This is a genomic window from Streptomyces milbemycinicus (assembly GCF_002154605.1).
Taxonomy (GTDB): domain Bacteria; phylum Actinomycetota; class Actinomycetes; order Streptomycetales; family Streptomycetaceae; genus Streptomyces; species Streptomyces milbemycinicus.
The window spans coordinates 1-5,069 of sequence record NZ_MUNE01000320.1; the positions used below are offsets into that span (position 1 = coordinate 1).

Consider the following 5,069-nt stretch of genomic DNA (forward strand, 5'->3'; position numbering starts at 1 on the left):
CCCTGGTCGGGGTGGGCGTCGTGGGCCTGAGGGGATCAGGAGAGTGGGAGGAGTCCGTCCGTGTCCGGAGCGGAGACGACAACCCGATTCAATGGCCGCGCGCCGGGTGCGGCAATCGCGACAGCTCTCATCTTCCTGACAATGGCATGCGGTTCGGCTGCGGCATCAAGCGGCGCACAGGCGCCATTCGCGACTCGGCAATGCCACTGCGCGTCCCCTGGCAAGGTGTACAGCCAGAAGATCCTCGTTTCTCACAAGGACAAGCGATTCGACTGGATCACGCTGTTCCTCGTGTGCACACCAAAACGCAGCGTGGCGATAGTGGACCACGAGGGCCGGGATTACCAGGACCTGGACGACTTCCGCGCGAACAACAAGCTTCTCAGCGAGGACGACAAGATCACCTTGCCGCGGGATTTCCCCTCGGTCGAGAGGTCGGGAAACGTCGAGCCGCCCAGGCTTTGGCTTCTGATGCCGATCCGCAAGAACAGCTACCCCACGCTGTAGATCACGACCCACAGCTGCCGTGACAGACGCACCCCCGCCGCTGTCAGCGGCGGGGGTGGCTCACCGGTCAAAGGTGCGGGTTTCCCGCAGAGCGCGTACCCGTTGTGGTGTCGACAGTCTCGATTAATTCGTCGCGATATTCGCGGTTTACCAGGGGGTCATCCAGATGCCATTCCCCCGGGCAACACAAGTGAATGCTAGCGCAGTATTGAAGAAGGCCGGGGCGATCGAATGGTGCAAACGTTACCTATCCGGCTGTCGCGACCTCCGTGACAAGCCGGCGGCAAGATGAGAACAAGGAATCCCGTGGACCGCGGGTATCCGCCGACGGGTGGCCGGTCTGGCGGGTGGCCGGCCCGGCGGGTGGCCGGCACCTGGTGGGTCAGGGGGCGTCGAGATCCACGATGTCCCCGGTCGGGGCCTTGGCGTCGACCGGCTGGTCGAAGTCGCCGAACGTCACCGTGCCGGGCTCCTTGCCGCCCTTGATGACCATCTTGAGGATGTACGGCTTGCCCTCGGTGGCGACGTAGGTGGTGTATGTCTCGTCGCCGTCGGTCTCGATGAGGGTGATGGCTGGCTTGCCGTCGACCGTGGTGGTCTCGCCCTTGCGGGCGAGGTTGGGGCCGGACTCGAAGCCGGACAGCATCTCGTCGGAGTCGCAGGCGCTGGCGAAGTCCTTGAAGTCGGAGCCGGATGCCTTGGACTTGGTCCAGCGGTCGCCGATCGTGTCGGCTGCCGCCGCGCCGTCCTTGCCGCCCTGTGACTTCCAGAAGGCGCGGTCGAACTTCATGTAGATCAGGTCGCCGGTTTTGATCAACTCGACCTTGCCCTCGGTGCCGAAGGACATGTTGCCCACGCACTCGCCGTTGTTGGCCGAGGACATGCGGTACTTCATGGGGCCGCCGTCGACCGTGCCGTCCAGGGCCGTGGTCAGGGACGTCGCCGACTGCATCGCCTTCATGGCCTTGTTGGCGATCTGCGGACCGGTCAGCTTCTCCAACTCGGAGCCGGATGCCTTGGACTTCTTGCTGGAGGGTGTGGCCTTCGAGCTCGCCGAGGCCGACTGCCCGGACTTTCCGGCGGTGCCGCCCTTGTCGTCGTCGGTGCCGCAGGCAGTCAGGGCGAGTGCGGTCACGGCGCACAGCGCCGCCAGGGTTGTGGTGGAGCGCATTAGCTCGTCTTCTTCCAGTTCTTGCAGCCGTTGGTCTTGAAGTATCCGTCGCCGGCGGCGATGGTCACCACGCCGTTTCCGGAGACGTTTTCGTTGGCGATGATCGAGTCGATGCCGTGCAGGGCGTCCTTGCTGCGTTCCCAGTAGCAGGTCGCGTCGTTGGCGTTGCCGGTCGACTTGTACGTACCGGGGGCGATGTCGGCCCCGATCCGGTACATGCCGCCGTTCCCGTCCACTTCGGACTTGGGGGTGCCGGAAGCCTTGGCGGGGACGGCTGCCCAGCCGTGGCAGCCGTTCGACTTGAAGATCTTGTCGCTCGCCTTGATCGTCACATAGGCGTTGCCCATGACGTTGTCGTTGGCGATGAGCGAATCGGTCTCGCCGCTGGAGTCCTTGGCCCGCTCCCAGTAGCACATGCCGTCGGTGTTGTCCGTGGACATGTAGGTGCCGGGCTTGACGTCGGAGCCGACCTGGAAGGTGCCGTCGCCGCCGATGGCGGGCTCGGCCTTGGGCTTGTCGGCCTTGTTCGCCTTGTCGCCGGACTTGGAGCCTCCGCCGGACGTGGCCCCCTGGGCCACGGTGTCCTTGCTCTTGTCCTTGTCGTCGTCTCCTCCGCCTCCCGCCAGGGCGCCGCCGATGGCGATCACCACGACGAGCGCCCCCGCCCCCGTCAGGACCTTGTGCCGGGCAAACCAGTTCTGCTTCTGCTGCTGCGACATGCGACAGCCCTCCCCTTCTGAGTTCATCCCGGAGCCGGATCGGCCTCCGTGAACCGATGGGTCAATCACAGCAGAGTCTGTGAACCGAGTCAACAAGAGTCGGTAGCGGGGTAGGATTCACAATGTGAACGGGTCTCTTTGAAGATCGCTATCGGTATGCTCGATGTGACAGCCGCACCACGGGACGGAGCCAGCCAGGTGCCCGACAACGCAGCAGAGGTGACCGCCGCCGGGATCGCCCGGCTGGCCGGGGTCGGCCGCGCCGCCGTCAGCAACTGGCGGCGCCGCCACGCGGATTTCCCCAGGCCGGTCGGCGGCACCGAGACCAGCCCGGCCTTCGCCCTCGGCGAGGTCGAGCAATGGCTGCGCGACCAGGGCAAGCTCGCCGAGGTGCCGCTGCGCGAGCGCGTCTGGCAGGCGCTCGCCGGGCATCCGGCCGGGGCCGCCGCCGCGCTCGGCCCCGTCGGTGCCGTACTCCTGCTCGTACGGGACCGGCCCGCCCAGTGGCGCCGGCTGAGCGACGCCGCCGACCCGCAGCTGGCCGAACTGCTGCCGCCCGCGCTCGCCCCGGTGCTGACCGCCCGGCTCGGCGAGGACCACCCGGTGCCCGTCGCGGACCCGGCCGGGCTGCGGCCCTTCGTACCGCTGCTGCGCCAGGCCGTCGAGCTGGCCGCCGAGACCGGCCCGCGCGAGACGTACGAGTTCCTGATCGGGCGCCATCTGGACGCCAACCCACGGCAGTACACCGTCACCCCGCCCGAACTCGCCGAGCTGATGGCCGCCCTGGCCGGTCTGGCAGACGAGCCGACGGGTCCGTTGAGTCCCGCCCCCACCGTTCTCGACCCCGCCTCGGGCACCGGCGGGCTGCTGTGGGCCGTGCTGCGCACCCACAGCGTGGCCACGCTGTACGCCCAGGAGCTGGACCGCGACCTGGCCGCGCTCACCGCGCTGCGGCTGGCCCTGACCCACGAGGGCCAGGGCACACAGGTACGGGTGCACGGCGGCGACAGCCTGCGCGCGGACGCCCTGCCGCAGCTCGCCGCCGACGCGGTCGTCTCCCATCCGCCGTTCAACGAGCGCAACTGGGGCCACGACGAGCTCGCCTACGACCCCCGCTGGGAGTACGGCTTCCCGGCCCGCACCGAATCCGAGCTCGCCTGGGTCCAGCACGCCCTCGCACACCTCCGCGACGGCGGCACCGCCGTGCTGCTGATGCCCCCGGCCGTGGCCTCCCGCCGCTCCGGCCGCCGTATCCGCGCCGATCTGCTGCGGCGCGGCGCGCTGCGCGCCGTGGTCGCGCTGCCCGCCGGGGCCGCCCCGCCGTACGGGATCCCGTTGCATCTGTGGGTGCTGCGGCGCCCCGGGGCCGGGCAGCCGACCGCGCCGCGGCTGCTGCTGGTCGACGCCGCGGCGGCCGTGGCCTCGGCGGCGGGCCCGGCCGACGGCGCGGCGGTGGTCCCTGGATACCCGGCGGCCGTGGCCTCCCCGGGCCGGGACAAGCTGCCCTGGCAGACCGTGCGCGACACCGTCCTCGACGCCTGGCGCGCCTTCGACGGCGATAGCGGCGATAGCGGCGATAGCGGAGACGGCGGCGACGGGGCTCCCGCGCGGGCGGGGGTATGCCAGGTGCTGCCCGTGATCGAACTCCTCGACGACGACGTCGACCTCGCCCCCGCCCGCCATCTCCCGCGGCCCGCCGCGGGCGGCGGCGCCGAGGAGCTGGCCGCCGTACGCGACCGGCTCACCGCCACCCTGGCCCGTACGGTCGAGCTGACCCCCATCGCGCCCGCCGGCCCGGATGCCCTGGAAGAGCAGCCGCAGGGCGCCCGCTGGCCCATGACCACCGTCGGCGAACTGGTCCGCGCGGGCGCCCTGGTGCTGCGTACCGGCGGCGCGGTGACGGTGCCAGGACCGGGGCGGCAGCCGGCGGGCGCGGGGCCGGAGGCGCCCCCGGTGCTCACCGAGACCGATGTGCTCGCCGGGACCGGCCCCACCGGCGCCCTCCCCGCCCCGGCACCTGGTGAGGGGCCCGAGGCGGCCGCCGAGGAGCGGGTGCTGACCGAGCCGGGCGATGTGGTGGTGCCGCTGGTCGGCGGCGGCACGGTCGCCCGCGTGGTGGACGAGGCCGCGGCCGGGGCCCTGCTCGCCCGCAATCTGTGTCTGTTGCGGCCCGACCCGCAGGCGCTCGACCCGTGGTTCCTCGCCGGGTATCTGCGCGGCGGCGCCAACCAGCGGCAGGCCAGCAGCTACGCCTCCACCGCCACCCGGCTCGACGTACGCCGACTGCGGCTGCCCCGGCTCCCGCTCGACGACCAGCGGCGCTACGGCGAGCACTACCGCACCCTCGCCTCCTTCGAGGAGGCGCTGCGGCTCGCGGGGCGGCTGGGGGACCAGTTGGTACGGGGGCTGTACGACGGGCTGGCCGACGGTACGGTCCAGCCCCATTGATCACGATTGTGTGATCAAAGATGTGAGCAAAGAGACGGCGGATCCGTACAACCCGGGTTCCGCCCGCCACGTCGATGTATACGCTCAAGCGCGCACGCACGCGCGCGAGCACCCTTCGGCACCAGGTCCTCCAGGAGCAGCCATGCACGGCCCCGCCCCCGCGCCGCCGCCCCGTCCCGCCGCCACCGCGACGGTGGCGGCGGGACGGGGCGGCGGCGCGGGGG

At 70.8% G+C, this 5,069-nt stretch carries 4 protein-coding genes and 1 pseudogene; 3 read left to right on the forward strand and 2 right to left on the reverse strand.

The window, feature by feature from the left end; all coding sequences use genetic code 11:
• Nucleotides 1-60 precede the first annotated feature (60 nt).
• Nucleotides 61-507, forward strand: coding sequence for a hypothetical protein (locus CCN51_RS54430; RefSeq protein WP_143675887.1), 447 nt, complete (start codon nucleotides 61-63; stop codon nucleotides 505-507).
• 382 nt (nucleotides 508-889) lie between these two features.
• Here the strand turns inward: CCN51_RS54430 and CCN51_RS25155 are convergent, their stop codons facing one another.
• Nucleotides 890-1,678: a hypothetical protein gene (locus tag CCN51_RS25155; protein ID WP_014177169.1), complete on the reverse strand. Its 789-nt coding sequence runs from the start codon at nucleotides 1,676-1,678 to the stop codon at nucleotides 890-892.
• A complete protein-coding gene (locus CCN51_RS25160; protein ID WP_014177168.1) occupies nucleotides 1,678-2,397 on the reverse strand; it encodes an Rv1352/Rv1906c domain-containing protein in 720 nt (239 codons plus the stop codon). Before CCN51_RS25160 ends, CCN51_RS25155 begins: the two co-directional genes overlap by 1 nt.
• A gap of 198 nt (nucleotides 2,398-2,595) precedes the next feature.
• Here CCN51_RS25160 and CCN51_RS25165 point away from each other — a divergent pair, with 198 nt between their 5' ends.
• Nucleotides 2,596-4,845: an N-6 DNA methylase gene (locus CCN51_RS25165; protein ID WP_043487031.1), complete on the forward strand. Its 2,250-nt coding sequence runs from the start codon at nucleotides 2,596-2,598 to the stop codon at nucleotides 4,843-4,845.
• A gap of 22 nt (nucleotides 4,846-4,867) precedes the next feature.
• Nucleotides 4,868-5,069, forward strand: a pseudogene (locus CCN51_RS56540) (hypothetical protein); the annotation flags it as partial.

Excerpts from the sequence above, each read along its gene's own strand:
- CCN51_RS25160 (WP_014177168.1), bottom strand. The coding sequence starts at position 2,397 with ATGTCGCAGCAGCAGAAGCAGAACTGGTTTGCCCGGCACAAGGTCCTG.
- CCN51_RS25155 (WP_014177169.1), bottom strand. The coding sequence starts at position 1,678 with ATGCGCTCCACCACAACCCTGGCGGCGCTGTGCGCCGTGACCGCACTC.